Source organism: Ruegeria sp. CDSC081 (genome assembly GCF_059610485.1).
Genome location: NZ_JBXWNS010000005.1, coordinates 1 through 26669, shown reverse-complemented (window position 1 = coordinate 26669; position 26669 = coordinate 1). Strand labels below are relative to the sequence as shown.

Below are 26669 nucleotides of genomic sequence, written 5' to 3'. Positions count from 1 at the left end.
GCCTCGCAGCAGGCAGGTGCGCCTTTCGTTGAAGCTCAGGTCGAAGGGGGGAAATGCTGCCCATTCACAGTAGGGGATTGAAAACCGTACCAAATCACTACATTCACCCCTGATAGATCCAACAGGTTAATGCTACATGCCCCTTTCAAGAAGATTGCTATCCTATGGCTCGGTTCCCGTGGTTGCGATTGTATGCTTTGCCGTTTGGTATACCAGTATCAGTTCCAAACCAGGTCCTGAGTTTGTCCGGCTGGATGGTGGAGAATTCCTGATGGGTTCGCAAAACTTTCAAGCGGAAGAGACTCCGGTCCATCCAGTGAATGTCGGGTCCTTTGACATTACGCGGACAGAAATTACCAACGACCAATTTGCGAAATTTGTCGAAGAAACCGGGTATCAGACAACGGCAGAGCGTGGCTTGTCGGCGGAGGATTTCCCGGGTCTGCCTGCAGATTTGCTTGAGCCTGGGTCGATGGTCTTCGCCCAGCCTAAGGAAGCGGTGTCGCTGAATAATCCCAACGCATGGTGGCGCTATGTCAAAGGTGCAAGCTGGCAACACCCGGCAGGACCGGGCAGTTCGATTGCGGAACTGGGCGACCATCCGGTGGTGCATGTGTCACCCGAGGATGCCGCAGAATTTGCAGAGTGGATCGGAGGTCGTCTGCCGACCGAGGCCGAATGGGAATTTGCAGCTCGCGGCGGGATCGAAGGCGCCGACTACACCTGGGGTGACAGCTATGATCCCAGCAATGGGTGGAAGGCAAACACCTGGCAAGGACAGTTCCCAAGCAAAAACCTCGCTGACGATGGCCATGTCGGAACCGCACCCGTAGCTTCATATGTGGCCAATGGCTACGGCCTGTATGACATGGCGGGCAATGTCTGGGAGCACGTGGCCGACTGGTGGGTGCCGGGGCACATTCCTGGCGACCAAATTGATCCTACCGGCCCGGAAAAGGCCTTTGCCGCCCAGTTCGGTAGCGCATCGATGGGTGCAATGCGGTTGGTCAAAGGGGGCTCATGGCTTTGCGCGCCGAATTTCTGTCTGCGTTACCGACCTGCAGCGCGGCAGCCGGTTGAGATGTCGTTGGGCAGCAATCATGTCGGATTTCGCGTTGTCCGCGATGTAGACTAACCGCCGGGTATTCCGGTCATGCGGCGGGCTTATTCCGCCCCGTACCGGTGGCACAATCGATTCCAGAACATATCAAGCGCGGCAAATTTGACGCCCCTGCGACGGGCAGCGCATATGTTCCAGGTCAGAGGTTGCGTGGTTCGTATCTCTTTCAACATCCCCAATTTCAGGTGCTGATCAAAATCCTCCTTCATTCCTCCGGCAATCAGGTCTGCACTGCAGGCCATATCGGCAACCAAAGAGAAATCGTCACTTTCGATCTGGGGCAATCGGTCAACAATATGCCAGGCTTTCTCGTCATTCCCCAAAGTGGCGGCAATGGCAGAGCGCCAGTGGCGATGCATATGCGCGGTTATAAACGGATGCCGAAACACCTCAGCGATTAAGACCGGAGTAGCCTGATGAATGGGATGGTCGGGGCGAGCGCAGAAGAAAACGGGTTCCTTTCGAACGACCTGAATGTCCAGATCGCTTAGGTTGGGCGTGTGTGTCAGATCGCAAACCGCCACGTCCAGACGCCCTATCCGCAATGCTTCGAGGGGTTCCATGGTGGCCCGCACATCAACGCGGACGCGAAGATCTGGCCAGTTATCAAGCAGCTCTGCCAGAAGCGGCGTGATGATCGTCCGGGTCGTCAGGGGTCCGCAGCCGATATTCAGCACCTCGGGACCGACCGAACGCAGCCGTTTGACTCCTGCTTCAAATTGGCTGGTCGCATTGTGCAGCGCGTCCAGAAGTTGCAGAAAGCGTTTCCCCGCCGGTCTGATGGTTGCGCCGCGGCCTGTCCGTTCAAATAGCGCCTGACCGGCATAAGTTTCTGCCTGGCCGATATAGCGTGAGAAACTTGCCGGAGAGGTTCCGATTGCATCCGCTGCCACGCGAAAGTTGCCGTGTCTGGCCAATGAGCGCACCGCATCTATGGCTTTGGAATCAATCATTTACACCCTCGTTCCAATATTCAGAACGCTCATACCAAATGATGGAATGGTCGTCTCTTTCTGTAGCCGGAATTGTCGTTTCCTGCGACATTATTGTCGACCGTGGCACGACGCCCCGGACTTCCCACATAACGGAGGATTCAATGGTTCCTTTAAGGAATATATTAGCTGTGCTTGGCGCTTCGGCGTTATCAACGACTGCAGCACTTGCCGATTCTGAGGATACACGCCCAAACGTTCTTATTCTAATCGCAGATGACATGGGGTTTTCCGATGTTGGTGCATTTGGCAGTGAAATCGAAACGCCCTCGATCGACCAGCTGGCAGATGACGGTATGCTGTTCACCAATTTCCACGTCGGAGCGTCTTGCTCGCCCACTCGGACTATGCTGATCAGCGGTGTCGACAACCATCTCGCAGGCCTCGGCAATATGTTAGAGATTCAGGCCGATAACCAATTCGGCAAGCCTGGCTATGAAGGTCATTTGAACGACAAGGTTGTTGCGTTGCCGCGTTTGTTGCGCGACGCAGGATACCACACCTATATGACCGGCAAATGGCACCTGGGTCATGAGCCTGGCACGATCGCTTATGACCGCGGATTTGAGAAATCCTTTATGCTGGGCGAAAGCGGTGCGGATAACTGGGTCGAGCAGCCCTATGCCCCGTTCTATACGCGGGTGCACTATTACGAGGACGACAAGCTTGTCAGCCTGCCAACGGACGACTACTTCTCATCCGATTTTTATACCCAAACGATGATCGATTACATCGACAGCAACCTGGATGACGGTAAACCATTTTTGGCCTGGGTCGGGTATCAGGCCGTCCATTACCCTCATCAGGCGCCAAAAGAATTCATCGACAAATATGACGGCGTTTATGACGAAGGGTTCGAGGCCCTGCGGGTTTCGCGTCTGGAAAAGCAGAAGGAACTTGGGCTGATCTCTCCGGATGTGGAATTGGACCCGGAGTTTGCGAAAACCTCTTATGAACCGTGGCAGATGCCGGATTGGGAAAAGCTTAACGACGAAGAAAAAGCATTCAACGCGCGACGGATGCAGACCTATGCCGGAATGCTGGACAATATGGATGTCAATATCGGCAGGATTCTGAGCTATCTGGATGAAAAAGGTATTGCGGACAACACCATCGTCATTTTCCTTGCGGATAACGGCCCGGATCCGAACCAGTTGCCGCTGTCTGAAGCCTATCGTGATTGGTACAAAGCCCATTACGACAAGGTCTATATCGAGGATTTTGACGGCGATTATTCGGATATGGGGCAGCAGGGTGTCTATGCTGATTACGGCCCTGGCTGGGCGGCAGCCGCAGCGGTTCCGGGCAGCTACTTTAAGACATTCTCGACCGAGGGTGGTTTGCGTGTCCCTTTGATCGTGAAATTCCCGGGCGTTGTTGAGCCCGGATCGCAAGTCGATAAATTTGCCTTTGTTCGCGATATCGTTCCAACACTTCTTGACGTTGCCGGCGTAGACGTTCCCGGACCGGTCTATGACGGTCGCGAAATTTATACGCCAGACGGTATCAGTATGATGCCGGTCCTGAAGGGTGAGACGGAAACCGTGCGCGACGATAACAACCCGGTCGGATATGAGCTTGCAGGGTCTTCGGCAGTATTCCAGGGAAAATTTAAACTGATGCAGAATCTGGCCCCTAAAGGCACAGGCGAATGGGAGCTGTTTGATATCGAAGCTGATCCGTCGGAATTACACAATCTGGCGGACCAGATGCCCGAGCGTGTCGCGGCGATGCAGGCCTATTTTGAGGACTATGCAAAAAGGGTAAATCTTGTGCCTGTTCCCGAAGGCTATAACCCCCTGGAGCAGACGGTCGTCAACGCCAAGCGCAGTGGCGCGCATTAACTGAAATGTCATCGCGCCGTTTCGGGACGGAAGCGGCGCGATGCGTATACTTGAAAAAGGCACAGTGCTGGTTGGTCCGCCGATAGATATGTGGCGCTACTGCGGGTGCAGCAACTGTTTGCCGCAAGCACACGCCCATGGAACAGGCCGGTGCATTGTTAGGAGGAGATGCGGGTTATTGCCCTGTGATTTCCGTGCAAGTTCCTTTGCCCCAACCGGTTCTACTACCAGAGGCAGAGAAATCGAACGTGCCTTTCTGGGGGTGGACGTTATAACTCAACGTGTGATCCTCGCCGATATACAGGTAGGTCAAGGTATCGAGCCCCGGGAAAACATCGACCTCTTTGTCGATGTCACCGATCTTGATACGACCTTTGTTTTGATCTTCGTATTTGATCAGTTTCGCAGCCATTTCGGGATGCTGTTCGTCTGGTGACTGACATTCAAACACCCGCTCTTCTGCAAGCGCCGTGAAGGGCATAAATATAAGAAGAATGGCCAACTTTTTCATTTGATCTCACCTAGAGCAGATTCGTTTCGAACGCCGCAGCTAGGTGTGATTTCTGTCATAAATTTGCTGAAATTTTGGCCAGACTGTGCCTTGGGCACAACCAAAGAAAATATAGGTGTTGGACCGTCTGCAAAATCAAAATTCTAGTGTCTCGGCAAGAAGCCTGTGGCAAAGATTGCATCCCAGAACAGAATGCAGGTCGGCTCCACTGAGCATTGCATTCACTACCAATCAAATCTCTCATAAGTATCTGTTTCAATACAAGTAATATTTGCATCTCCGAAGGTTGAGATCGGCTCGTCCAGAACTTCCACCTCTGGGGCATTGTCGGTCGGATGGATAGCATCCCAAGGCAGGGTTCCAGGAGTGCTCGAGTACAGCGCTTCGTAAGCCAGTTCTTCGTCCAAAGAATTCCCTGCGCTGACAGGGTCGTCACCGACGGTCAGGGCAAATGGGTTTTCCGAAGTGATGAGAGTGCCGGCGCTGTCTATGTCTGATACAACGATCTGACCATGAATTACGCCCTCGAAACCTACTGGCGGGGAAAGCTCCAGGTGGTTCAGATTACAACCCGACAAATCCACCGGATCACCATTGGTGATCACCGAATGCTCACCACTGATTATCAGGGTATTTGCCGGCAACCCCTCCAGTGTAACCTTCGCCTGATCAGACGCATGCGAAACTTGGATGCCAACTTGGATCGCGTCGTCCTTGGGAACCGACAAACCGGGATCGGCCTGCATCACCTCACGGCCATCGGTATCCGGACCGTCCCATTCCAGCTTCAGCCCCGCATGGCCGTGGTTCTCGACATATCGGACTTCGATGCCATAAGTCCCGGGCTCAAGGTTGACCTCTTCTGAATACGTGCGAAACCCATGTGGCTTATCGTACTCGATGATCTTTGTTCCATCGATGAAAACAGCAATCCCATCATCTGCCCCGGCAAAGAAAGTATAGTTGCCCCCTTCCTCGACAGTGAATGACCCTTCCAACCTGGTACCGAATGTGTCCGAGGATCCGCCTTCCCAGAATGAGTCTTTTCCAAGTTTGTAGTCGATTTCGGAAACAACTTCCTGATGAGTCGGGGCTGAGTTCCAGTCGATTTGATCCAATCGGGTCAGTCTGTGGTCCACATCGTAGTAACTTGCACGAAAACCAGTTTGCATCTCGGCGCTTGGGGCAGGGGGCTGTTCTCCGCTCTCATATGGTGCCGAAGGTTGGTTTGGATCAGCAGGCGATTCAGGCCGAACCGGACCGAGACCATCTGGCTGAAACTCTGCCTTTTCCGAAATGGGGTCTTGGGCATCATTCCCATCAGAGAGTTTTGCATCTGGTTCAGGCTCGTCAGGCTCGCTCTCGGTGACTTGGGGCTGGTCCCCATCTGTGCCGGCGGAAATGCGGGGATCGACCATGTCCGCGACATTGACGATAAAGCTTTCGGTCAGAGTAAGACCGCCCTCGTCAATGACAGTTACATCCACCGTTACAGATGAGGCCTCTTCGTGATCAAGCGCCACATCAGGTTTTAGCCGCAACTGGTTGTCGACAACCTCGAACCGGTCATCAGAGACTTCAAACCGATGCGAGTCGCCAAGGTCAGGGTCGTCAATAGAGATTTTTCCAACAACGGCACCTTCAACATTCTCGGCCACCGTTAGCTCGGCCGCAGTCAGAGTAATGTTGTCGACAAGCGCGCCATAGCTGTCATTTTGGTTTTCAGCTTCCCTCAGCTCCAGGTTGTCCTGACCGGTTCCAACCACCTGAAGGTCGAATGTTTGCCATTCGGCGGATTGAGGATCAAGCTCCGCGACCAAATTGCCATTCCAGTAGACCTCAACCGTGTCCGTTCCACCTGCAAGGCGTTCGCGCAGGTCGATGCCAAGATCATAAAGCTGGCCTGCCTCGGTTTCGACGACCTGAGAGATGCTGTCTACGCCGCGCGCATGGTCCATTTCCATCAGTTGGTCCCCTTCAGAGGCCTGAGTGCCGCCAAGACGGTCCCAGATTTCGATTCCATTTGCGTCGGTCCAGGCGCCGCTATCGTCGCCGTCAAATCCCCGCCAGCGACCTTCATCAAGGTCAAACTCTTCGAAACTACCGTTGCGGATCAGGTTTTCAGTGTCATGGCCAAGGCTAAGATCTGTGGGTCCTTCGTTGATGTCTTTGATGTTGATGACAAAAGACTCGGTCACGCTCAGCCCTTCAGAATCGGTGGCGGTGACCTGCAGGTCGATCTGAGCGGTCTCTTCGTGATCAAACTGCATCCCGGGTTTCACGCGAAGCTCTCCATTGAAGAGCTCGAACCGGTCATCTGACACTTCGAATACGTGGGCATCTTCCGCGTCCGGGTCGATCGCCTCGATTCGGCCAACAATCGCACCGGCGACGTTTTCCGATATTGTGGTATCGTCCAGCGCGATACCTACTGGTCCTTCATTCACGTCGAGAACATCAACCGTGAATCTTTCCGTCAGGCTCAACCCGCCGGCATCGGTGACTGTGACATCCACCTCGACCTGCGCCGCCTCCTCATGATCCAGCGAGAGGCCGGGTTTTAGCTGTAGCTGACAGTCGACAACTTCGAAGCGGGCATCCGAGACTTCGAATGTATGTGTGTCCCCGTCATCCGGGCCCACAACCGAAAGGGTACCGACCACGCCGCCCACTGCATTTTCGGCTATAGTCGTGCCGTCCAACAAGATTTCTTCGGGGGCGTCGTTCACGTCCGGCTCCGAAAAATCTGGAGACTGTCCGGCAGTTTTCTGGAATGAAATCGGCTTACTTCCTTCCGCCGTTTGCAGAGCCAGTGGGTCAATTTCAATGGCCTGTTGCAGCTTGAAAGGAGTTTGGGCGGGCATGTTCCCTTCGAGAGGCGGGGTATGCACCGCGGGTGTGTCCGCTGTGTCCTCAGACTGCAAAGGCTGCGCGGCACCTGAGAATCCAGTTGTGCTGAAATTGGATAGGCTCTGGTCGGTTGGTGCCTCGAAACTTTCAACCGCGGTTGGCGCGGTGACGTTCAGCGTTTCAATCGACTCTTCAAAATGCGCGCGGTCTTCCAGAGTGCCGGATTGTTGTTCGCCAGTATGCAATGTGCTGCGGCTGGGGTCGTCAGAGGTGTTGACGGTGTTGCGCGATAGATGAGCGGCGATTTCATGCGTTTCATCGTGTTCGGCCTGCAGTGTTTTCGCCCGAAACTCCGGATTGTCTTTCATATCGCCCATCGCATGACACCTCAGGAAACGTGTTGATTCACGTCATCTTTTACCATGCAGGTGTTCAGCGAAGGTCAATTAAACCGTTAAATTTTAAGCGAAAATTTTCATTCTCAAGGTGCACGGATTTACCGTTCTTCAATTTTAGGCCCCCAAATCTGAAGGCCAACCAACTGGGTGAAGAGAACGATGAAACCGCGTAGGTTTGCCGGGCGAATGACGGCAGGACAAAGCAATATCCCAGTTTGGGCCGCATCCATTTCGCTGAATGTGCTCTCACTGCTGATGCCGATTTCGATCCTGCTGATCTTTGATCGGATCATTCCGTTTCAGTCGATTGACACGCTGCGTGTTCTGACAGTTGTGCTTTTGGTCAGCGCGGTTGTTGAGCTGATTTTGCGTCAATGCCGCGCGATTTTGCTGTCCGCCGCTGCCGAAGATTCCGCAGTCTCGAATTTTCAAAAGTTTATGGCCACGGTCGTCACCGCGAATACGCTGAGCTTTTCCAAGGTTCCGCCAAGCACCTATGCCGAGCGTTACGGGGCGATCGGCCATCTCAGGGATCATCAGGCCGGGCAGGGGCAAACTCTGTTGATTGATTTGCCATTCACCCTTTTGTTTGCGGTGCTGATCGGGTTGATCGGAGGGTGGCTGGTGCTGGTCCCGATTGGGGCATTTTGCACGGTTACCATTTTCGCGGCAATCATGAAGCGCGCGCAATGGCATTTGTTCCGCCGCCGCAAAACGGTCGATACGCGCCGCTATGCGTTTTTGTCCGAGATTTTGACCAACATGCAGACGGTCAAGGTCAACCGGATGGAGCCGCAAATGACCCGTCGGTTCGAGATGCTCGAAAGCCAGACGGTGGATATGAGCCGGAAGTTGATCCAGTTTTCCGGGTTCGCACAGAACTTCGGCGCTATCTTTTCGCAAATGACCGTGGCGGCGATGGGTCTGCTTGGGGCCTATCTGGTGATTAACAACCTGATTGGCATCGCCGAAATGGCCGCCTGCATGTTGCTGAACGGCCGAATTGTGCAGCCGTTGACCAAACTGATGGCGCTTTGGGTGCAATCCGAGAATGTGGCGATCTCGCGCAGCAGGCTTGGCGAAATGGACAGTCTGCAGACGGTTCCCAATGCGGTCTCTGATCAGCCAGCCTTGACCGGCAGAATCGAGGTCAATGAAGTCTTGATGAAACGGTTGAATGGCTGTGGCCACAGTTTCGGCCCCATCAGCTTTCACGGCGCGCCTTCTGCTGGGATTTTGATCGAAGCCGAGAAAAGCTGGATGGTGGACGAGCTTTTCGACGCCCTGTCCGGGCAACGAATGCCCGATCAAGGAGAAGTTTGGATCGACGAACGGCCCGCAGTCCAACGTGCGGCACAGCGTGGGCAGAACGCCATGGTCATGCTCGAGGCTCAGCCAGCGATCCTGTCCGGCACGCTGTTGCAAAACCTCAGTGCTTTTGGTGATGCCGCGATGGTCGAGCGAGCAAAAACAGTAGCTGCAACATTAGGGCTGGAGAAACGCATTCATCGTCTTCCTCTGGGCTATAACACTCCGCTGAACACCGGGACAGCATTTGAAAAAGACCCGGTGAACAGGCAGATGATCGCCCTGACACGGGCTCTGGCCTTGCAGCCGCGCATCCTGCTTATGAATGAGCCAACGGCAGTTTTGGACACCGCCGAAAGGCAAGCGCTGGCTGACTATCTGATGTCTGTTTCGCCGCGACTGACCCTGATTATTGCCAGCCCCGATCCCCGAATGAAGAATCTCACACAAGAGACAGTTCGCCTCAGGTCCTCTGCCGAGGGTGTGTATGCGGAATGGGAACTCGACACGACTTTAGAGCAAACAGCGGCAAAGCTGATCAGAAGGGGGGCGGCATGATTGCTTTGAACGCGCAAATTGCAGGGCAGTTGTTACAGCAGCTTCTGGTTCAGGGCGGATGGCGAAACCGTCCGGATGCGATCATCGAAGCTAGGCCACACATGTCCGAATGGTTTCGGGTAGAGGATATTCTTCAGACGCTCCGCAACCTTGGTATTCCCCATACGCAGTTGAGGTGCCGCGAAAACGAGATATCTGATTGGCAATGCCCGGCCATGGTCTTTCCAGATCAGGGAGGCTGCTATCTTGCGATAGGACGAGCAGGGGGCGGCATCCAGGTCAGCGACAACCTCAATCCCGATCTGCGTCTATTACAGCCAACACATCGTTCTTGCAGGGTTATCAGGATCGACCGGTTTGATCATCAACACGAAGACGACCGCCCGATAACTGTAGGAGCAGCATTTGGTGGCCTGCGGGCGATGATGCCATGGCTGATCATTTCGTCGTTTCTAACTAACCTGCTGGGGCTGACCGCGCCCCTGTTGGTCATGGCCATTTACGATCGCGTGATCCCGTCTGGATCAGTCGATCTTTTAATTTCATTGGCTTTCGGCGTGGCCATAATCGGCCTCTCCGACCTGTGTTTTCGTCACGCTCGTACCCGAGCGCTTGCTTACATTGGCTGGAATGGCGAACGACAGATGATGGAGGCATTGTTTCGCAAGTTGATGTCCCTTCCACTGAGCCAGCTTCAGAAGTCTGACATAAATCAGCAACTGTCCCGGTTCAGACAATTCGAATCCCTGCGCGACATGTTTACCGGTCCGGTAATGGGAGCTTTTCTTGACCTGCCCTTCGTTCTGATTTTCTTTGCGGTTTTGTGTTATCTGGCGCCATCTGTCGGTCTTTTGACATTGGGTTCGATCCTGTTCCTTGTCGGCCTTGGTATCTTTACCACTGCCTTTCAAAAACGATTGGACAAGTCGGTTGCCGAGGCTAATGCGGCCAGTCAAGCCGCCATTCATGACGCGGTGCTGCATCAACAGGTGATGGTCAATCTGGGAATGCAGAAACAATGGCTGGCACGCAGTCTGCCCCTTGCTGAAGCCGGCGAACGCGCGACAGCACGTGCGCGTTTGTTTCAGTCATTTACCCAGTCGCTTGTACAGTCAATCTGTGGATTGGCGACGGTCGGGGCAGTCGTTTTAAGCGCACTTGGGGCCCTGAATGGCTCATTGAGCTTTGGCGCAATGATCGCCTCCATCGCGTTGGTGTCCAAAGTGCTGGCTCCGATTCAATCTCTGTACACCAGCTTCCCTCAAATTCTGTCGTTTCGGTCCAGCAGCACACAAGCCGATCGAGTTCTTGGACTGCCCGAAGAGTTGGAAATGGGGCTCAAGCAATCGCATCAGAAGACGCTTAGCGGTTGGGTCTGTTTTTCGGGGGTGACGTACCGTCCCGATCCGTTGAATCCTCCGATCCTTTCGCAGGTCAGTTTCCAGTGCAATCCGGGTGAGGTCGTGCTGGTCATGGGGAGTGATACGGCAAGTCGCACTGCCATTCTCGACCTGATAGACGGGCTGTATAGCCCCCTGAGCGGCACCATCGAGCATGATGGGATAGATATTCGCCAGATCGCCCGTGACGAATTACGGAAATCTGTCACATACGCAACCTATGAGAAATCCTTGTTTTACGGCACGGTCGCGCAAAATTTCCGCCTGGCGGTGCCCAGCCTTTCTCCGGACCAGGTTGCCGAGGCTCTGGACAGGATGGACCTGCTGCATGATCTCGAACTTTTACCAGAAGGCCAGGAAACGCGACTGACCGACACAGTGCTGTCGCAGTTGCCTGAAGAGGCGGTCAAAGCGCTGACTCTGGCTCGCTGTATGGCGCGGCCTTCTTCGCTCTTTCTGTTTTCCGAACCGACCAATGGTCTTTCGGATCGTCGGCGTCACCTGTTTAAGCACTGGGTTGGTGACAAGCGGGGGAAATGCACTGTAGTCATCGCAACCGCCGACCGCTCATTCATGCAGATCGCCGACCGTTTCATATTTCTCAATGGCGACAAGGTTGCTGTGAATGCCACCGGAGAGGCTGGCCGGAAGAAGCTGCAAGCTGTGTTGAAAGCGCTCGGAGGATAGCCATGGCCATATTCTTGAATAGCCCAATCCCGCAAGAGGCGTCGGAAGTGAACAGCCGAAATCGCAGCTGGCAGAAACCGCGCCTGGCAGCCTTTTTGGCATTGACCTCTTTGGGGATGATCGCTGGCCTGATTGCTCTGTCAGCGCAAACGGCGATCCCGCAAATCACGCGCGCACCGGGTACAATCATCCCTTTCGGAGACTATTTACAGATCGAGACATTGCAGGGCGGTGTCGTTCAGTCTGTGCATGTCCATGACGGTCAGATTGTCGAAGAGGGCGATGTCCTGATTCAGCTTCAACACCCAGACCTGTTTCATGAGCGCGATGTACTTGCGGGGCAGATGTCAGCGGTCGGACAGGAATTGGCAAACGCGCGCGCCGTGCTGACAAAACTGGGCAGTTCAGAACCGTTGGCCCAGTCGGAAATCGAGGTTCTTGCCCTGAGCGGTTTAACAAGCGCTTCGGCGGCGCTGGAGCTGTATGCCGAAAGTCAGCGTATCCAGCGCCTGTCCATCGCCCAGCAGGAGGGGACACTTTCTATCCTAGCCAAGGCGGCCACGGTCGCTCAGGAACGGGTGGACAAGAAAGAGATTGCCTTGCAGCGATACGCGCAGCTGCAGTCACAAGGCCTCAAATCCCTAAGCGATTTTCTGGAGGAAGAGGACGAGGTTGATGCATTGCGCGCTGCCGTCTCTGACGCGCGGGTCCGGGTTGCGGAACTCAGGAACGCCCTGACTTTGGCAAAGGCATCTCTGGCCCGGGAAACCCTTTCGTTACGCGAAGAAACGCTTATTCGGCTTTCCGAATTGGAACAGGAAGATGCGCGCCTGCGTGTATCGGTTGGCGTGGTAACCTCCAAGCTGGACGCCCTGCGCATTTCTGCTCCGGCTCGTGGCATCATCCAGGCGGTCACACACCCTAGCCCCGGCGAGGTCATCGCCCCCGGAGAGGCGATATTTGAACTATTGCCGACACGACAGGAACTGGTTGTCGAGGCGAGGATACCCAATTCCGAAGTTGGGCATGTAAGCACTGATCAGCCGGTCGCCGTCAGCATTGATACTTTTGATGTGCGTCGATTTGGGAAAGTCCCGGCGCGTCTGCAATCGGTCTATCCGTTGCCGTTGACAGATGAGCAGACCGGAGAGACCTATTTCCGCGCAGCCTTTGCCCTGTCCCAAGACAAAGTCGGATCGGGATCGTTCCAACGTCCTTTGAGTGCAGGCATGACCGTGGTGGCCGAAATGACAACCGGAGAGCAGACTCTTTTGTCATACCTATTGAAGCCGGTTCAACAGACTATCGAGGGGGCATTCAAAGAGCGCTAGATTTTTGGCGCATCTCAGAGCCAGAGGAAATGAAGATGTAACTGCCGGAATCCTGCCTGAATTCGTTTTCCCAAGGGCCGGCTTACAACAGCATCGGTTTCGTAAAACAGAGCATACAAACATCCAAAACACTGGGCATTCAGTGTCGATTTGGCCACAGAAAGGATATTAGAAACTAGCGGGAAATGGTGGGTGATGAGAGACTCGAACTCCCGACATCTTCGGTGTAAACGAAGCGCTCTACCAACTGAGCTAATCACCCGTGAGGCTGCATTTAGCCAAGCCGGCGCGCGGGCGCAAGAGGGTCTGGCACAATTTCTTTCACTGAATTTAGACAAGGCGGGCATCTGGGGTGATATCTCCGCCAACCGGGCTCTGATTTATCAGACTTTCTGAGGGATCACGAAATCTGAACCGGTCGTTTCGGACCAGGCACCTTCAAAATATCTTGGGTGTTGTAGCGGCTATGAATTGCCCGTTTCAAAGGTTCTTATTCACGATGCGTCCTATCGATGCTTGCGCGCCCCCCGCCGCCTCAGATATCCCCTGATGGAACCTTAACCTACGAGACGGGAACAATATGACCCTGTCATCCGCAAGCCGTTTTCTGGCTGCTGCTATTGTTTTGGGTAGTTTGATATCGACTCCGCAGCGTGCAGAGGCCGACGATGTTTTGGTTTTTGCTGCTGCCAGTCTGAAAAATGCTCTGGATTCACTTGTACCGGGTTTTGAACGGCAAAGCGGTCAGGAGGTTGTCATATCGTATGCGGCGTCTTCTATACTGGCACGTCAAATTCAACAGGGCGCCCCGGCGGATGTGTATATTTCAGCCAACAGTGACTGGATGGATGTCCTTCAGGAGAATCGGCTGATTGATGCTGGATCGCGGGTTAACCTTTTGGGAAATGGGCTTGTCCTGATCGGTGGGCCGACGGCCGTTGAAATTGAGGGGCTTTCCCCGCAGACGGACATCTCAGCCGCTTTGTCAGGTGGGCATCTTGCGATGGCCCTGGTCGATGCCGTGCCTGCGGGAATTTACGGCAAAGCGGCGCTGCAAAACCTAGGTCTTTGGGATAGTGTTCAGCAGCAGGTGGCGCAGACCGACAATGTACGCGCGGCTCTGGCTTTGGTTGCCGCGGGGGCTGCCCCCTTGGGTGTTGTCTACCGATCGGATGCCCAGGCCGAGGATCGGGTGCGGGTTGTGGCCTCTTTCCCTGCAAATCTTCACCCGGAAATTGTCTACCCGGCCGCTGTAACAACGCAAGCCTCAGCCGAGGCATATGCTTTCCTAAGCTACCTACAGACCGACGCAGCGATGGCAGTCTTTGCAGAGCAGGGATTTGCCCTGCCGGGCGACTAGCCGATGGGTTGGCTGGGACCGGAAGAACTTGAGGCGCTGAAATTGTCGCTGCGTGTCTCTTTCTGGGCAACGCTGGTTACTTTGCCCTTTGGTGTATTCGTTGCCTATGCACTGGCACGCTGGCGCTTTCCCGGGCGACAAGTGTTGAATGGGTTGGTGCATTTGCCATTGATCCTGCCGCCCGTTGTTACGGGATATCTGCTGCTATTGACCTTTGGTATTCAGGGCCCGATTGGTGGACCTCTGGCGGGGCTTGGAATTGTCTTTGCGTTTCGCTGGACCGGCGCGGCGCTGGCCGCTGGGATCATGGCGTTTCCGCTGATGGTCCGTGCTATTCGCCTTTCGATCGAAGCCGTCGACCCTAAGCTCGAACAGGCCGGAGCCACGCTGGGTGCCTCGCGTCTTTGGGTTTTTGTCACCGTAACCTTGCCAATGATTCTGCCCGGGGTGATCGCCGGAACCATCCTTGCTTTTGCAAAAGCCATGGGTGAGTTTGGCGCGACGATCACCTTTGTTTCGAACATACCTGGACAGACACAGACGTTGCCATCGGCCGTTTATGCGTTTCTGCAGGTTCCGGGTGGTGAGGCGGCGGCGATGCGGCTAGTGGTGATATCGGTCATCATCGCGATGGGGGCGCTTCTGTTGTCAGAGTTTGTCGGTCGTCGCGCCGCGGCAAGAGTGTCGGGGACATGAGCCTTTCCGTCAATCTGCAACATGATCTGCCAGGTATTCAGTTGGATGCCAAATTTGATGCGCCTGCCGGGGTGACGGTTCTGTATGGAAGGTCCGGCGCCGGTAAGACGACAATCGTTAACGCTGTTGCGGGATTGCTGGAGCCCAAAGCTGGTCGCGTATCCGTGGACGGGTGGACGTTGTTCGATACGGAAAAGCGCCTTTGGCTGCCTCCGCATAAACGCCGCTTGGGGTATATTTTTCAGGAAGGACGGCTGTTCCCGCATCTGACAGTGCGCCAGAACCTGTCCTATGGGCGCTGGTTTGCGCCCAAAAGCGTGCCGCGCGAAGACCCCGATAAGGTAATTGAGATGTTGGGGATCGGGCATCTTCTGGACCGTCGTCCACTGAGCTTGTCAGGTGGCGAGAAGCAGCGTGTTGCCATAGGCCGCGCCTTATTGGCCAGCCCGCGTCTGATCCTCGCGGATGAGCCTCTGGCCGCATTGGATGATGCACGGAAGGCCGAGATACTGCCCTATTTCGAACGGCTTCGGGATGAGATTTCGGTGCCGATCCTTTATGTGACCCACTCGGCAGCCGAAGTTGCCCGGCTGGCAACTTCTGTCGTTGCCCTGCAGGACGGCAAGGTGGTTCGGCAAGGCCCGGCTTCCGAAGTGATGGCTGATCCTTCTGTGGCCCCGCTCGGTGTCAGAGCCGTTGGTGCGGTGCTTCAGGTGCAGGTATCAGCTCACCATGCAGATGGGTTGACCGAGTTGGCAGCCGAAGAGGCGCGCCTATTTCTGCCGCGTATTCCCCATAGGGTCGGTGAAAGCCTGCGTATTCGCATCCCCGCACAAGAGGTGATCCTTGCCAGTAAGCGGCCCGAGGGCCTGTCAGCGCTGAATGTACTGGAGGGCAGGGTTGATACGATCCGAGCCGGGGAAGGCCCCGGTGCGATCGTCTCTGTCATTACACCTGCAGGGACTATTCTGGCTCGGATCACCCGACGTTCGGTTGAAGCCCTTGGGCTTGCTGCGGGTAAACCTTGCTTTGCGGTGATAAAAACCGTGGCGCTTGCGCCGCAGGATGTCGGTGGGCGGCTGCACTTTGAGAATTGAAACTGCGCTTTACGGAAAGAGTATCTGTTCTATGATTTCCCAAGGAAATCTTTTTTGCCCGGGGTCAAGCATCATGAAATACTTAATATCAACATGTGCTCTAACGCTGATGATGGTGCCTGCCATGGCCCAGGCTGTTGGGTTCGGGGTCGGTATAAACCCCGCATTCCGAACGACAGTGACACCACGTGACAATGGCGTTTACGAGGTCGCAACCAGCGGCAGCTCTGCGCCTGTGGCCTATTGGTGCGGGATCGGGGATTTTGCGATACGCACGCTTAGAACCAAATCGAACCAGCGTATTTACATAACCCGGGCCTATGACAAACAGACACGGACGGTGCAATTCTCGCTGACTGCGCCCGAAGGGGTTGATACGACGCCGGGCTATTCGGTTACTGTCAAACGCGTTGGCGAGAACATGTCAGCGGCATCGGCGCAGCGCTATTGCTCTGACAATTTCATGGATTTCGGGTTCTGAAACCCCGGAAGTAGAAAGCACCGCAGAGGCAGGTCAGGCGTTAGACCCATTTGGCCAAGGGCGGCAGGCTCATAAGCACTGCGTCCGGGTCGTGCCCGGTCTCTAGCCCGAATTTGGTTCCGCGGTCATAGACAAGGTTGTATTCGGCATAGAGCCCGCGATGAATCAGTTGGGTATCCTTATCGGCGGCGTCAAAGCTCTGTTGCCTGCGCTTTTCAACCAAAGGCAGAAAGGCTGGCAAGAAGGCCCGCCCGATATCCTGTGTCAGGGCAAAGTCCGATGACCAGTCTCCGGTGCAATAGTCATCCAGAAAGATACCGCCGACACCGCGGGCGCGCTTGCGGTGCGGGATAAAGAAATACTCGTCGGCCCACTCTTTCAAACGCGGATAGTGGCCCGGTCCGTGGGGGTCCAGATGGGCCTTCTGGGTTGCGTGGAAATGGGCAGTGTCTTCGTCATATTCGATACAGGGATTCAGGTCTGATCCGCCGCCGAACCACCAGGCGTGAGGTGTCCAGAACATGCGCGTATTCATGTGAACAGCAGGAGCGTGCGGGTTCTGCATATGGGCAACCAGGCTGATACCCGAGGCCCAGAACCGCGGGTCCTCGGTCATTCCGGGAATGCCTTTTCGGGCAGCCATTGCCTGTTGCGCCCGTTCCCCGAGCTGGCCGAATACGGTCGAGACATTGACGCCGACTTTCTCGAACACGCGGCCGCCGCGCATCACGGACATCAAACCGCCACCGGCGTCCGCCCCGTCATCGGAATGCCGTTTGGTCTCTTTGACTTCGAAACGACCGGGTTGAGCATCGGAAAAAGGTCCGGTGTCGTGGGAATCCTCAAGCTGCTCAAAAGCGTTTACGATTTCATTGCGCAAGTCACGAAACCAGGCTGCGGCGGTGGCTTTTTCAGTATCGAACATCTGTTTAATGGGCCGGGGCTGCGACGGGGTCCAGCAAAGTGCGTCCACCGTCAATGGTTAGGATTTGTCCAGTGATGAAACCTGCGGCGTCCGAGGCAAGGTACTGTGCGGTTTCGGCCAGTTCGTTTGGCGCGGCAATCCGGGAAAGGGGTGTGTGCTTTTCGATATCATCCCGAAATGTGCGATTTTCCTTGAGCGTGGATTGCAGCGAAGCGCTCATCACCGATCCCAGCGCGATCGAGTTCACGCGGATGCGGTTTGGGGCAAGGGCAACGGCCAGGGACCGGGTCAACTGATCAAGCGCTGCTGTAGACACCGAATAGGCCATCAGATCGGGATGGGTGCGACGGGCAGCAATCGAAGATAAATTGATGATGGATCCCGCAGGGTTTTCGTTTTCATCATCACCGGATTGCTTGATCATCCGTTTGGCAACAAGTTGGCTCAGTCGCAAGGCAGGCATCAGGTTCTGGTTCAACAAGGTGCGGACCGAGTCGTCTTCCATGTCCAATGGATCAGACGGAATAACCTGTCGCGAGCCATTTATCAGGATGTCGACCTGTTCGAAAGCGTCAATCGTGGCCGAAAGCAGGTTCGCAATCGTCAGCTTTTCACGCAGATCCCCGGCGAAGAAACGGATGTTGCTGTCATCTGCCTGCTCGCCCAGTTCATTGGCCAGTCGTTTTTCATCCATGTCGGCGAACATGACATTGGCCCCGGCATCCGCGAAGTGACGTCCGATGGCCAATCCGACACCATTTGCACCACCTGTGACGATCGCGGTCTTGCCGGCTATGGAAAAGGACATGCGTGTTCTCCTGATGTGCGGTGCAGGTTAGCGGGTATCACCGCCGAGGGCGAGAGGCGTGGAAGACCTTGAAACGATTGTCCCCGGTCACTTCCTTCACCTGGGCGAAGGCCTCGTTCAGCGTAATTTCATAGGGTAGGTGTCGATTGGCGACCATCCAAAGGGAACCGCCCCGTGTCAGACTGCGCGCAGCAGATTTGATAAATCCCTGACCCAACGTGGGATCAGCACTGCGCGATGTGTGAAACGGCGGGTTCATAATGACCGTATCCAGCGGCTCAGGCGCGCGCCAGGTGACCGCGTCGGCCCAGTGGAACTGTGCACGGTCGTCTTTTACATTTGCACGAGCACATTGCAGGGCGATGTGATCGGCCTCGACCAGATGCAATTCCTGCAGCCCCCTTGCACCCATTAGCCCTGCGGACAGGTATCCCCAGCCGGCCCCCAGATCGGCGACCCGATCGCCCAGTTTTTCAGGCAGGGCAGCAAGCAGCATTACTGAGGCCGGGTCGACCCCGTCTGCAGAAAATACTCCGGGCGCTGTCTGAAATCCGTTGGCGGATTGGGTGGCGGGTGCGGCCCAGTCCTCGAACGCGTTTACGTCGGACTGGAACCAAAAGATCTTGCCATGTGCTTTTGCGATGGGCCCCTGCACGGTTACGCGTTTGCGAATATCCTTCAACAGGCTGTCGACGCCATTTGTCTTAGCGCCGTCGACCACAACCAATCCGGCCGAACGCTTGCAAGCCTGATACACGAGGCTGCGGGCCAAAGCCTTGGCACGCGGCAGGAAAACGATGGCGTCCTGGCACAGGTCATCGGCCTCGGGCGTGGCCCTGAACCCGTGATCCGCAAAATGGTCGTGAAACGGCTTGAATGGCTGGACTACCTGCGTATCTGAAGCTAGCCCAGCGAGGTCTTCCTCGGGCGTTGGCCCAATCACGGACAGGGGTCGCGCGATTTCAAGGCCGCTTTGCAAGGCAAGATCTAGGCGAGGGGACATTGGCAATTCCGAAAAGAGGTCAGGCGTCGCCTTACTCTTCGCGTTCCATAGTGCACTGCAGGGGGTGTTGATGGCGGCGAGCAAAATCCATGACTTGCCCGACCTTGGTCTCGGCAATCTCATGACTGAAGACACCAACAACGGCGACGCCCTTCTTGTGGACGGTTAGCATGATCTCGAACGCCTCTGCGTGGGTCATGCCGAAAAATCGTTCCAATACGTGAACGACAAACTCCATCGGGGTGTAGTCGTCATTCAAAAGCAGCACTTTGTACAGCGGCGGGCGTTTGGTCTTGGGGCGCGTCTGTACCAGGATCGACGAATCTGCATCGTCGTCCGGTTTGTCAGACATCATCCATTGGTTCTCAAACATTAGGCGCAAACGTCCGATTCAGGCTTCGGTTTATCTGTGCGCTTATATAACGTCCAATGCGTCAGATAAAAGAGCCAGCAGGACGTTATCCAAATGGGCGAAAAACTAACCACAATCGGGTTCGATGCCGATGACACGCTGTGGCACAACGAACGGTTCTTCCGGCTGACGCAGGCACATTTTGTCGACCTGCTATCAGATCATGCCGAATCGGTTCACTTGATGGACCGATTGCTGGCTGCCGAAAAACGCAATATCCGGCATTATGGGTATGGAATCAAAGGCTTCACCCTCTCCATGATCGAAACGGCGATCGAAGTGACCGAAGACCGTGTTCCTGCAGGGGTCATTCGCCAACTGATCGAAGCGGGGCAAGAGATGTTGGCCCATCCGATCGAGCTGTTGCCCTATGCCCGGCAGGCCATCGAAAGCGCTGCCGACACCCACCGCGTAATTCTTATCACCAAGGGCGATCTGATAGACCAGGAACGCAAACTTGCGCAGTCCGGTTTAGGCGATCTGTTCTACGGGGTAGAAATCGTGTCCGAGAAGACACCGGAAATCTATCGCCAGATCTTCGCGCAGCACGGCGAGGGGCCCGCAGCGGCCATGATGGTCGGAAACTCGATGCGGTCCGATGTCGTTGCACCGATTCAGGCCGGATGCTGGGGCGTATACGTGCCGCATGGGCTGGTCTGGGAGATCGAGCAGGCCGACGTGCCGGCCGACAGTTCCAGATACCACGAATTGCCCGATCTTAGTGGATTGACGGCGCTGGTTCGCTCTTTGAGTTGATGTTGCCATTTGGTCGCAGTTTCCGAAAATAGGGGCCGGCCGACGACACAGTCTTGACGAAATGGCAGGTTTAGCGGTGCGCCGCCGTTTGCACCGCCACATCTAGTGGGACTTTGACATACGCTGAAAGCGTTAAAGATATGAGCTTTCGGTTTCTTTCGCGGGGGTGCTGTGCTACGCTGATTGGTAATAAAATAAATAGTAGCTGACCGGGAAAACCCGGCGGCCTGAGGTAGACAGAGGCAAAAATCGTGCAGGTACGGCGGACAGTTCCGGCCCCTATGGGCGTATTCCTTGCAGCATTCCTGTTGTTGTTTTCCTTCGCTCCGGCGCAGGGCATCGCTGCCCCATATGCGGCGATGGTGATCGACGCGCGAACAGGCGAAGTGCTGCATTCCCGAAACGCCGATACACGCCTCCATCCGGCCTCGTTAACCAAAATGATGACACTGTACATCGCATTTGAAGCGGTTCGGAACGGTGAGATCACTCTCGATACGCAGGTGACCATCACCAAAAAGGCTTCCTCTGAACCGCCTTCAAAGCTGGGTTTGCGTTCTGGGCAAAAGATTGCGTTCCGCTATCTGATCCGTGCGGCGGCGGTGAAGTCGGCCAATGACGCTGCCACTGCCATTGGTGTTGCCCTCAGCGGGTCCGAGGCCGCATTTGCGCGCCGCATGACACGTACCGCCAAGGCGATGGGAATGAGCCGTACAACCTTTAAGAACGCACATGGTCTGACCGAGGCCGGACATCTGTCGACCGCACGGGACATGACCACGCTGGGGCGGCATTTGCTGTATGATTACCCGCAATATTACAACCTGTTTTCGCGCCAATCCACGAATGCGGGGATCAAAACCGTTCCCAATACGAACCGTCGCCTGCTAGCGGCCTATCGCGGTGCGGATGGGATCAAGACGGGCTATACCCGTGCAGCTGGGTTCAATCTGGTTGCCTCGGCCAAGCGCAAGGACGAACGGATCATCGCGACTGTCTTTGGTGGCAAATCCGGCGCATCGCGCAATGCCAAAGTAGCCGAGCTGTTGGACATGGGTTTCCGCCGCGCCCCGTCGCGCGCGCCGATCCGCAAACTAGCCCGGCCGGCCTATGCCGGTAATGCAGGTTTGAATGCGAAAGTCGCCAGCGTAAGCGGCGCGCCCACCAGAAGCCTGCGACCTGTTCTTCGACCCCAGCGGGGGAGTACCGTTCTAGTGGCGAACAATGTCGCCGCAACCGCAGCCAAGAACGACGCGCGGATTCAGGACGGTATCGCCGCAGCCATCGCCTCGGCCGGTGTAGAGACGCCGACCGAAGGAACGACGCGCCCGACGGTCCGCACGGATGATCTGGTGCTGGCCTCGGCAGAACAGCCCGAGCCAGAGCAGGAAATCGTCACACGCTTGTCGACCTCTGGCGGTCATTTGTGGGGCGTGAATGTGGGGCGCTATACGACCCGGTACGAGGCTGAAAAGGTTCTACTGAAAACGGCCCTGTCGGAAATGACCACATTGGAAGGCACGCTGCGCAAGGTCAATCAAAACTCACGCGGGTTCGATGCGACGTTCCAGGGCATGACCCGAGAGCAAGCCGATCTGGCCTGCCGCAGACTTCAGGCCCGCAATGTCACCTGTTTCATGATCGGGCCGTCATAAGACCCGACATATACTCTCCTGGATGGGTCTGGCCACGGAATTCCGTGGCCTTTTTTTGCTGAGCGAGCGTGCCGTAGTAGGCGGCAGGGATCAGGTCAGTCGAATACGTGGCCGTGCTGATATTGCTCATCCTGACCGGCGGCCGCAGTCAGGGCCGCGACGTTATCTTTGGTAAAGAACCCATCATACTTATGACAGCGCTCGATATACTCGGTGATCAGCAGAGTGTTCTTCGAGTGTTTTGAGAAGATCTGCTTGAGGTTCGGATCGTCTTTGCACTCTCCAACCACATGGGCCAGGAATGGCACCCCTTGGTCTTTCAGAGTGTTCACAACGAAATCCACATTCTTTTCGCCCGCACCGTGATCGCCGTCCAGAATCTCGATCGCCATGTGATGCAGCCGACGTCCGAAATTGCGGACGAAATCCTCGGTTGGCATGGGCCGTTTGGCAAAAGAGTTTACAAACGAAGGCGTATTATTGGCTGTAAATACCTTGGCCGGGGATTTCTTGTCATCATCCACACCGGCATTGCGGTTCACATTGGTCGACGAATTCATGTCGAAAATGTTGTACGCCCCCCAGAAATAGTAGGGCACCATCGTCAGAAATTCGAGGATCGCATCCTCGCGCTCACCAGCCAGAACGCGTGTCGCCAGATGGTCGATGCCCAACATCAGTGAAGAGATATTGCTATCGGCACCAAAGGCAGCTGCCTCATCCAGTCGCGCTTGTTCTGCGCTGCTGAGCAATACCCTGTCGCCCAGACCCAAACTGTCGGTATCGTTGAAATCCAGCGTTGAATAACCGACCCGGTTGCAGGTGAAATCAGAAGGGGTGGTGAACCGAAGGCCCTTTAGCGTGTAAAACGGGTTCTCGGTGTCGCCGGAATATTCGAACCGGATATTCTGATCCTCCAGCGTTTTGGTCAGCGTGTTCAGGTCGGTGGCGGCAAACACTTCGCCAACATAGCGCGTTTGCGGCGTGTTTCGTGCCAACGGGTACATGCGGTTGATGCGCGGGATGAAGTCTTCGAATGTCGGGCTAAGCGGAGCCATCACGATGAGCGCCGGGTAGTCCAGGTGTGAATGCAGGACCGAGTATTTATGCGTCCGTCCAAGATAGCTGGCCGTGTGACGGTATGGCGACATCACATATAGCTCGACCAGAGTGTCGAAAAGAACGTCAGTTTCGACCTGAAGCACGACAGCGCGCATGGACCCAACCTGCTGGGCGACACCAGAGCTGGCACGGCGTTCGTAAATTTTTGGCAAATACTCGTTGAAGAAGTCCGAATTCTTCTTGTCGCCGCGTGGTTCGTAAGACGCTAAATCAAAAGACATAAAGTTACTCCTTGCCCAGACTAGGCAAACCAGGTGCGGTTCGTTGCCGGGATTGTGGTATTCAGAACATATGCTTGCTGACATGCTAGGGAGGGAATTCAACCTCGGCAACAGTCTGAGTACGGGCGGACGCATTGCACCCGCGGGATTACCGCAGGAACTTTGTCACCTCGACCCCGCCCGCGATCAGGTTTTCGCGGACCGAATGCGCAATCTGAACGGCGGTTGGTCCATCCCCATGCAGACAGATCGTGTCGATCGCCGTTTCAAGCCTTTTGCCGGTTTCGGTAATGATGGCCCCCTCGCGGACCATTTCCAGCATCCGAGGCCCGGCGATTTCGGGGTCGTGGATGACGGCGCCGGGCAGGCTCCGGTCGACCAGAGTGCCATCGTCGTTATAGGCGCGGTCGGCAAAGATCTCACCGACCCACTTGCAGCCCAGATCCCGCACGGCCTCTTCCTGTTTGGTGACGGCCAGCACCATTATGATGATGTCCGGGTTCACGTCCAGCGCGCCCTGATAACAGGCCCGCGCCATATCGATATCGACCGAGCACATGTTGGCCAGCGCTCCGTGCAGTTTCAGGTGCCGGACTTGCGTTCCAACAGCGGTTGCCATGCCGATCGCTGATCCCAACTGATACCGAACAAGGTTGCGCAGGCTGTCATGGGGTATTTTCATATTGCGACGGCCAAAGCCCTGCAGGTCAGGAAAGCCCGGATGCGCGCCAATGCCGACCCCGTTTTCCGCCGCCAGACTCATCGTATGCGCCATGACGTCCGGATCGCCAGCGTGAAAGCCGCAGGCTATGTTGGCCGAGGTGATAATCCGCAGCAGGCTTTCGTCATCGCCCATGCTCCAAGGCCCAAAGCTTTCCCCCATATCGGCATTAAGATCGACGCTGGGCATCGGCATTCTCCTTAGTCTTTGGCATAGATCATTCCGCTGATCAGTTGATAAGATAGCAGGTCCGCAATGTCATGAGGATCACGGATCAGGGGCTCGACCTTGGATGGCAGGTTGGCGAGTTCCTTTTCAAAGGCCGCCTGCAGGGTAATGGCCTCGTCCGATTCGACCAGCCTGAACTGAAGCTGCGCGCCTGCCGGGGTCTGCGCTGCCTGTGGCATGTCACAGGGAAGGACGGTTGCAATCCTGGGGTATCCGCCGGTTGTCTGACACTCGGGCAGCAGAATGAAGGGATTTCCAGTGCCGGTCATCTGAATGTCGCCGGGGGTGATGACCTCGGACAATATGTTCAGCTGGCCCTTCGCGGCGAAACCCTCTCCGTCGCTTTCCAGCTGCATTCCCATGCGATTTGCGCGGGCCCCGCGTGTGAACGTGGTGCGCAAAAAGCGGTCCAGCGTTTGCCGGTCGAACAGCTCGGTCTGAAAGCTGGCCACAACCCGCAGCGAACCGCCCGAGAACCGATCTTCAGCCCGCAACTTCTGTCCTGCCAGCTGTGACGCTGCCCCGGCGGATAAGCTGTCTCCGGCCTGTAGGGCGCGCCCGATTTTGGCAGTAAGGTGAGTTGAGCGGGATCCCAGAAACTCCTGCATCTCAATACCGCCGCCCAGGTGCAAATATCCATAGGTTCCCCGTGTGGCGGCCCCGATCATCACCCGCTGTCCGGTTTCAAGGCGGTAAGAGGCATTCCACGAAATGGCAGTGCCATCAATACTGGCCCGCATCGGCGCGCCCGTCAGTGCAATCTGTATGGGATGAGTGGCCTCAAATTCACCGCCCATTCCGGCCATTTCAAGCGCGGCAAGTTTTGGGCTTTGTCCCAGCAATGCGGCGCCTTCGTGCAGGGCCAGTAAATCTGCTGCGCCAGATCGGGAAAGCCCTTGATCCAGATACCCGTGGCGGCCTTGATCCTGTATTGTACAAGCAGGCCCTATGCGCAGGACAGACAGGCTCAAACCGCGATCTCCTGACAGGTTGCGCCGCCTGATCCATCAACGTCATTGGCGCGAATCGCCTCTAGTTCCTCACGCGTGACTGACATGAACTGCATTTCGTCGCCGGGTTTCAGGGCAAAGCTGTTATGTGCTTCAGGACGAAAACAGCGAAAAGCGGTTTGGCCGATATGTCGCCACCCGGTTGGTGAGGGCCCCGAGAAAAGGACAAATTGCGAAATCGCCAATACCAAAGCGCCCTCGGGCACCATCGGGGTCAACTTATTGAGGCGCGGTATGTTGAACTCGGGGCCGAGCGGGCCAAGATATGGCTGACCGGGAGCAAATCCGATCGTCAGGACGCGGACGGTTGTGGCGCTCAATCGATGAACGGCTTCATCGGGGGACAGCCTGGCCGCAGCCGCTGCCTCATCTAATTGAGGGGCAAGCGCGCCGCCATAAACCGTGGGGACACTCCATAACCTGCGCCCCTGGGGGAGGGGCGCTTTGTACCAATCCTGCCGCCGCAGCAGCTGCTCGACCCGGTCGCGAAGGTTTGCGTGGGCAAACTGGGATGGTTCAAATCGGATATAAGTCGACGCCAGCGTCGCTGAGGTTTCAATGACACCTTCCCACCGTTCAGAATCCACCGCAGCTCGAAACGCCAATGCTGCCCTGTTCGATGGCTCGGCCATGGTTTCGGCGAAAGAGACCAGCAGACCGTCAAAGCCGACGGTGCATATGCGTGGGAAGATGGCGGCGTGTGTTCGTGTCATCTCGCTGCGTGCCAGTATGTAACTAGTCAGGTGACCTGAACGCAATCCAGAGCGTTTCGCAAGAGAGGGTGCAAAGTATTTGCCGGTGCATCCCTGTTTCAGACCGCGTGCAGGCAAATTCCGACTCGGTGCGGGTGTGTTTCATACCCGGCAACTCACACGAGTCTTGTAGTAGACGTGGGGAGCTCAACAATATGTTGATATCGGGCATAGCTCGTACGGAAAGCAGTGTGGATACCTTAGCCGTGATAATGGGCTTTCCTGGGTGCATCGGTCGAATTTATCACCTTAATTATCAGAATTTATTGAGTAAAATAAGAAAGTGCAAAAAAGTTTCTCAGGGCGTGATTTTCTGCTTGCGGTGTATGTTTGTAATGCTTAGAACCCCCTTCACCGGCGCTGCTGAGGCGCTTGTGACACACTGGAGAGACGGTGGGACGGGTTGGAGAGACGGCCGGACGC

The 26669-nt window shown here is 55.7% G+C and carries 22 protein-coding genes and 1 tRNA gene; 11 read left to right on the top strand and 12 right to left on the bottom strand.

Going from position 1 to position 26669, the window contains the following annotated elements:
* Nucleotides 1–178: 178 nt before the first annotated feature.
* Nucleotides 179–1135 carry a formylglycine-generating enzyme family protein gene (locus AC2FH9_RS10010; RefSeq protein WP_496871661.1) on the top strand — a complete coding sequence of 319 codons (957 nt, stop codon included), beginning with the start codon at nt 179–181 and terminating at the stop codon, nt 1133–1135.
* Nucleotides 1136–1164: 29 nt separating this feature from the next.
* Here AC2FH9_RS10010 and AC2FH9_RS10005 read toward each other — a convergent pair whose 3' ends face one another.
* On the bottom strand, nt 1165–2073 hold the full coding sequence (locus tag AC2FH9_RS10005; RefSeq protein ID WP_496871402.1) for a LysR family transcriptional regulator: 909 nt from the start codon (nt 2071–2073) through the stop codon (nt 1165–1167).
* Between the two features lie 143 nt (nt 2074–2216).
* Between AC2FH9_RS10005 and AC2FH9_RS10000 the strand changes: the two genes are divergently transcribed.
* Complete coding sequence (locus tag AC2FH9_RS10000) at nt 2217–3956, top strand: arylsulfatase (protein WP_496696146.1); 1740 nt, start codon at nt 2217–2219, stop codon at nt 3954–3956.
* A gap of 175 nt (nt 3957–4131) precedes the next feature.
* Here AC2FH9_RS10000 and AC2FH9_RS09995 read toward each other — a convergent pair whose 3' ends face one another.
* Complete coding sequence (locus tag AC2FH9_RS09995) at nt 4132–4467, bottom strand: hypothetical protein (RefSeq protein WP_142635900.1); 336 nt, start codon at nt 4465–4467, stop codon at nt 4132–4134.
* A 224-nt stretch (nt 4468–4691) separates the two neighbouring features.
* Nucleotides 4692–7694 carry a PA14 domain-containing protein gene (locus AC2FH9_RS09990; RefSeq protein ID WP_496871401.1) on the bottom strand — a complete coding sequence of 1001 codons (3003 nt, stop codon included), beginning with the start codon at nt 7692–7694 and terminating at the stop codon, nt 4692–4694.
* Between the two features lie 207 nt (nt 7695–7901).
* On the opposite strand from AC2FH9_RS09990, the gene AC2FH9_RS09985 reads away from it, so the two are divergent.
* Genes AC2FH9_RS09985 through AC2FH9_RS09975 form a run of 3 tightly spaced genes read left to right on the top strand, consistent with a single transcriptional unit; the run spans nt 7902 to nt 12999 of the window.
* Nucleotides 7902–9581, top strand: coding sequence for an ABC transporter transmembrane domain-containing protein (locus AC2FH9_RS09985; RefSeq protein WP_496871399.1), 1680 nt, complete (start codon nt 7902–7904; stop codon nt 9579–9581).
* On the top strand, nt 9578–11668 hold the full coding sequence (locus tag AC2FH9_RS09980; RefSeq protein ID WP_496871398.1) for an ABC transporter transmembrane domain-containing protein: 2091 nt from the start codon (nt 9578–9580) through the stop codon (nt 11666–11668). Before AC2FH9_RS09985 ends, AC2FH9_RS09980 begins: the two co-directional genes overlap by 4 nt.
* A 2-nt stretch (nt 11669–11670) precedes the next feature.
* Entirely contained in the window at nt 11671–12999 is a 1329-nt protein-coding gene (locus AC2FH9_RS09975) for an HlyD family type I secretion periplasmic adaptor subunit (protein WP_496786127.1), read from the top strand.
* A 186-nt stretch (nt 13000–13185) separates the two neighbouring features.
* Here the strand turns inward: AC2FH9_RS09975 and AC2FH9_RS09970 are convergent.
* Nucleotides 13186–13261, bottom strand: a tRNA-Val gene (locus AC2FH9_RS09970).
* 318 nt (nt 13262–13579) lie between these two features.
* Here AC2FH9_RS09970 and modA point away from each other — a divergent pair.
* The 4 genes from modA to AC2FH9_RS09950 all read left to right on the top strand — a co-directional run bounded on the left by modA (nt 13580) and on the right by AC2FH9_RS09950 (nt 16633).
* Nucleotides 13580–14359 (top strand): molybdate ABC transporter substrate-binding protein, encoded by a 780-nt coding sequence (modA, locus tag AC2FH9_RS09965; RefSeq protein WP_281995303.1) that lies wholly within the window; start codon nt 13580–13582, stop codon nt 14357–14359.
* 3 nt (nt 14360–14362) lie between these two features.
* A complete protein-coding gene (gene modB, locus AC2FH9_RS09960) occupies nt 14363–15055 on the top strand; it encodes a molybdate ABC transporter permease subunit (RefSeq protein ID WP_142635905.1) in 693 nt (230 codons plus the stop codon).
* On the top strand, nt 15052–16152 hold the full coding sequence (gene modC / locus AC2FH9_RS09955; RefSeq protein ID WP_281972417.1) for a molybdenum ABC transporter ATP-binding protein: 1101 nt from the start codon (nt 15052–15054) through the stop codon (nt 16150–16152). The genes modB and modC overlap by 4 nt, the downstream gene beginning before the upstream one ends.
* Nucleotides 16153–16261: 109 nt before the next feature.
* Nucleotides 16262–16633, top strand: coding sequence for a hypothetical protein (locus tag AC2FH9_RS09950; RefSeq protein WP_246097195.1), 372 nt, complete (start codon nt 16262–16264; stop codon nt 16631–16633).
* 40 nt (nt 16634–16673) lie between these two features.
* On the opposite strand, the gene hemF is transcribed toward AC2FH9_RS09950, so the two are convergent.
* From hemF to clpS, 4 genes are read right to left on the bottom strand one after another with little or no spacing between them, the layout of a single operon-like run.
* Nucleotides 16674–17558 carry an oxygen-dependent coproporphyrinogen oxidase gene (hemF, locus tag AC2FH9_RS09945; RefSeq protein WP_281995301.1) on the bottom strand — a complete coding sequence of 295 codons (885 nt, stop codon included), beginning with the start codon at nt 17556–17558 and terminating at the stop codon, nt 16674–16676.
* A gap of 4 nt (nt 17559–17562) precedes the next feature.
* Nucleotides 17563–18366 carry an SDR family NAD(P)-dependent oxidoreductase gene (locus AC2FH9_RS09940; RefSeq protein WP_142635913.1) on the bottom strand — a complete coding sequence of 268 codons (804 nt, stop codon included), beginning with the start codon at nt 18364–18366 and terminating at the stop codon, nt 17563–17565.
* A 37-nt stretch (nt 18367–18403) separates the two neighbouring features.
* The gene (locus tag AC2FH9_RS09935; protein WP_496871394.1) at nt 18404–19369 is read right to left on the bottom strand and encodes a class I SAM-dependent methyltransferase; all 966 of its coding nucleotides are present in this window, start codon (nt 19367–19369) and stop codon (nt 18404–18406) included.
* Between the two features lie 31 nt (nt 19370–19400).
* Entirely contained in the window at nt 19401–19742 is a 342-nt protein-coding gene (gene clpS / locus AC2FH9_RS09930) for an ATP-dependent Clp protease adapter ClpS (protein ID WP_142635917.1), read from the bottom strand.
* A gap of 93 nt (nt 19743–19835) precedes the next feature.
* Here clpS and AC2FH9_RS09925 point away from each other — a divergent pair, with 93 nt between their 5' ends.
* Together AC2FH9_RS09925 and AC2FH9_RS09920 are read left to right on the top strand one after the other, a co-directional pair.
* Nucleotides 19836–20537, top strand: a complete 702-nt coding sequence (locus AC2FH9_RS09925) for an HAD family hydrolase (RefSeq protein WP_496871393.1) — start codon at nt 19836–19838, stop codon at nt 20535–20537.
* A gap of 281 nt (nt 20538–20818) precedes the next feature.
* The gene (locus tag AC2FH9_RS09920) at nt 20819–22192 is read left to right on the top strand and encodes a D-alanyl-D-alanine carboxypeptidase family protein (RefSeq protein WP_496871391.1); all 1374 of its coding nucleotides are present in this window, start codon (nt 20819–20821) and stop codon (nt 22190–22192) included.
* Between the two features lie 95 nt (nt 22193–22287).
* Here AC2FH9_RS09920 and AC2FH9_RS09915 read toward each other — a convergent pair whose 3' ends face one another.
* The 4 genes from AC2FH9_RS09915 to AC2FH9_RS09900 all read right to left on the bottom strand — a co-directional run bounded on the left by AC2FH9_RS09915 (nt 22288) and on the right by AC2FH9_RS09900 (nt 26207).
* Nucleotides 22288–23535 (bottom strand): hypothetical protein, encoded by a 1248-nt coding sequence (locus AC2FH9_RS09915; protein WP_496871389.1) that lies wholly within the window; start codon nt 23533–23535, stop codon nt 22288–22290.
* Between the two features lie 148 nt (nt 23536–23683).
* Complete coding sequence (locus tag AC2FH9_RS09910; protein ID WP_496706401.1) at nt 23684–24445, bottom strand: LamB/YcsF family protein; 762 nt, start codon at nt 24443–24445, stop codon at nt 23684–23686.
* An 11-nt stretch (nt 24446–24456) separates the two neighbouring features.
* The gene (locus tag AC2FH9_RS09905; RefSeq protein ID WP_496706402.1) at nt 24457–25455 is read right to left on the bottom strand and encodes a 5-oxoprolinase subunit C family protein; all 999 of its coding nucleotides are present in this window, start codon (nt 25453–25455) and stop codon (nt 24457–24459) included.
* Nucleotides 25452–26207 carry a 5-oxoprolinase subunit B family protein gene (locus AC2FH9_RS09900; protein ID WP_496691645.1) on the bottom strand — a complete coding sequence of 252 codons (756 nt, stop codon included), beginning with the start codon at nt 26205–26207 and terminating at the stop codon, nt 25452–25454. The genes AC2FH9_RS09905 and AC2FH9_RS09900 overlap by 4 nt, the downstream gene beginning before the upstream one ends.
* Nucleotides 26208–26669: the final 462 nt, after the last annotated feature.

What these genes read in the sequence shown, in the direction of transcription:
- AC2FH9_RS09950 (WP_246097195.1), top strand. Translation starts at nt 16,262, where the DNA reads ATGATGGTGCCTGCCATGGCCCAGGCTGTTGGGTTCGGGGTCGGTATA.
- modA (WP_281995303.1), top strand. Translation starts at nt 13,580, where the DNA reads ATGACCCTGTCATCCGCAAGCCGTTTTCTGGCTGCTGCTATTGTTTTG.
- AC2FH9_RS09980 (WP_496871398.1), top strand. Translation starts at nt 9,578, where the DNA reads ATGATTGCTTTGAACGCGCAAATTGCAGGGCAGTTGTTACAGCAGCTT.
- AC2FH9_RS09995 (WP_142635900.1), bottom strand. Translation starts at nt 4,467, where the DNA reads ATGAAAAAGTTGGCCATTCTTCTTATATTTATGCCCTTCACGGCGCTT.
- hemF (WP_281995301.1), bottom strand. Translation starts at nt 17,558, where the DNA reads ATGTTCGATACTGAAAAAGCCACCGCCGCAGCCTGGTTTCGTGACTTG.
- AC2FH9_RS09900 (WP_496691645.1), bottom strand. Translation starts at nt 26,207, where the DNA reads ATGACACGAACACACGCCGCCATCTTCCCACGCATATGCACCGTCGGC.
- AC2FH9_RS09975 (WP_496786127.1), top strand. Translation starts at nt 11,671, where the DNA reads ATGGCCATATTCTTGAATAGCCCAATCCCGCAAGAGGCGTCGGAAGTG.
- AC2FH9_RS09940 (WP_142635913.1), bottom strand. Translation starts at nt 18,366, where the DNA reads ATGTCCTTTTCCATAGCCGGCAAGACCGCGATCGTCACAGGTGGTGCA.
- AC2FH9_RS09925 (WP_496871393.1), top strand. Translation starts at nt 19,836, where the DNA reads ATGGGCGAAAAACTAACCACAATCGGGTTCGATGCCGATGACACGCTG.
- AC2FH9_RS09910 (WP_496706401.1), bottom strand. Translation starts at nt 24,445, where the DNA reads ATGCCCAGCGTCGATCTTAATGCCGATATGGGGGAAAGCTTTGGGCCT.
- AC2FH9_RS09985 (WP_496871399.1), top strand. Translation starts at nt 7,902, where the DNA reads ATGACGGCAGGACAAAGCAATATCCCAGTTTGGGCCGCATCCATTTCG.
- AC2FH9_RS09915 (WP_496871389.1), bottom strand. Translation starts at nt 23,535, where the DNA reads ATGTCTTTTGATTTAGCGTCTTACGAACCACGCGGCGACAAGAAGAAT.
- AC2FH9_RS10005 (WP_496871402.1), bottom strand. Translation starts at nt 2,073, where the DNA reads ATGATTGATTCCAAAGCCATAGATGCGGTGCGCTCATTGGCCAGACAC.
- modC (WP_281972417.1), top strand. Translation starts at nt 15,052, where the DNA reads ATGAGCCTTTCCGTCAATCTGCAACATGATCTGCCAGGTATTCAGTTG.
- AC2FH9_RS10000 (WP_496696146.1), top strand. Translation starts at nt 2,217, where the DNA reads ATGGTTCCTTTAAGGAATATATTAGCTGTGCTTGGCGCTTCGGCGTTA.
- AC2FH9_RS09935 (WP_496871394.1), bottom strand. Translation starts at nt 19,369, where the DNA reads ATGTCCCCTCGCCTAGATCTTGCCTTGCAAAGCGGCCTTGAAATCGCG.
- AC2FH9_RS09920 (WP_496871391.1), top strand. Translation starts at nt 20,819, where the DNA reads ATGGGCGTATTCCTTGCAGCATTCCTGTTGTTGTTTTCCTTCGCTCCG.
- AC2FH9_RS09990 (WP_496871401.1), bottom strand. Translation starts at nt 7,694, where the DNA reads ATGGGCGATATGAAAGACAATCCGGAGTTTCGGGCGAAAACACTGCAG.
- modB (WP_142635905.1), top strand. Translation starts at nt 14,363, where the DNA reads ATGGGTTGGCTGGGACCGGAAGAACTTGAGGCGCTGAAATTGTCGCTG.
- clpS (WP_142635917.1), bottom strand. Translation starts at nt 19,742, where the DNA reads ATGTTTGAGAACCAATGGATGATGTCTGACAAACCGGACGACGATGCA.